The following is a 562-nucleotide window of genomic DNA, read 5'->3' as shown; positions in this document are numbered from 1 at the left end:
TTGCCCCTGTGTCACCTGTTGCTCCAGTTGCTCCTGTCGCACCTGCGTCACCTGTTGCACCAGTCACTCCAGCCGCTCCAGTTGCTCCCGTCGCTCCTGCGTCACCTGTTGCTCCGGTCACGCCTGCTGCTCCTGTTGCACCCGTCGCTCCTGCGTCACCTGTAGCTCCTGTCGCACCCGTTGCCCCTGTGTCACCTGTCGCTCCGGTCGCGCCCGTTGCTCCTGTGTCACCTGTCACTCCGGTCGCACCCGTTGCCCCTGTGTCACCTGTCGCTCCGGTCGCACCCGTCGCTCCTATGTCACCTGTCACTCCGGTCGCACCCGTCGCTCCTATGTCACCTGTCGCTCCGATCGCACCCGTTGCTCCTGTGTCACCTGTTGCTCCAGTTGCTCCAGTTGCTCCAGCCGCTCCAGTTGCTCCTGTGTCACCTGTTGCACCAGTGTCACCTGTCGCTCCGGTCACTCCTGTGGCTCCGGTGGCTCCAGTAGCTCCTGGATCTCCTTGTGCACCCGTTGCACCAGTAGCCCCGGTTGCACCCGTAGCACCAGTTTCACCGGTTAT

The 562-nt window shown here is 63.5% G+C and carries 1 protein-coding gene; it reads right to left on the bottom strand.

Annotation, left to right across the window (positions count from 1 at the left end; genetic code table 11):
• The coding region (locus HPT30_RS00775; RefSeq protein ID WP_175369665.1) for a hypothetical protein at positions 1 to 562 on the bottom strand (562 nt) is incomplete at both ends.

The sequence above is a fragment of the Paenibacillus agri genome (assembly GCF_013359945.1).
Classification (GTDB): domain Bacteria; phylum Bacillota; class Bacilli; order Paenibacillales; family Paenibacillaceae; genus Paenibacillus_AQ; species Paenibacillus_AQ agri.
The sequence above is the reverse complement of the archived record's forward strand: the minus strand, read 5'-3'. Positions and strand labels throughout refer to the sequence as shown.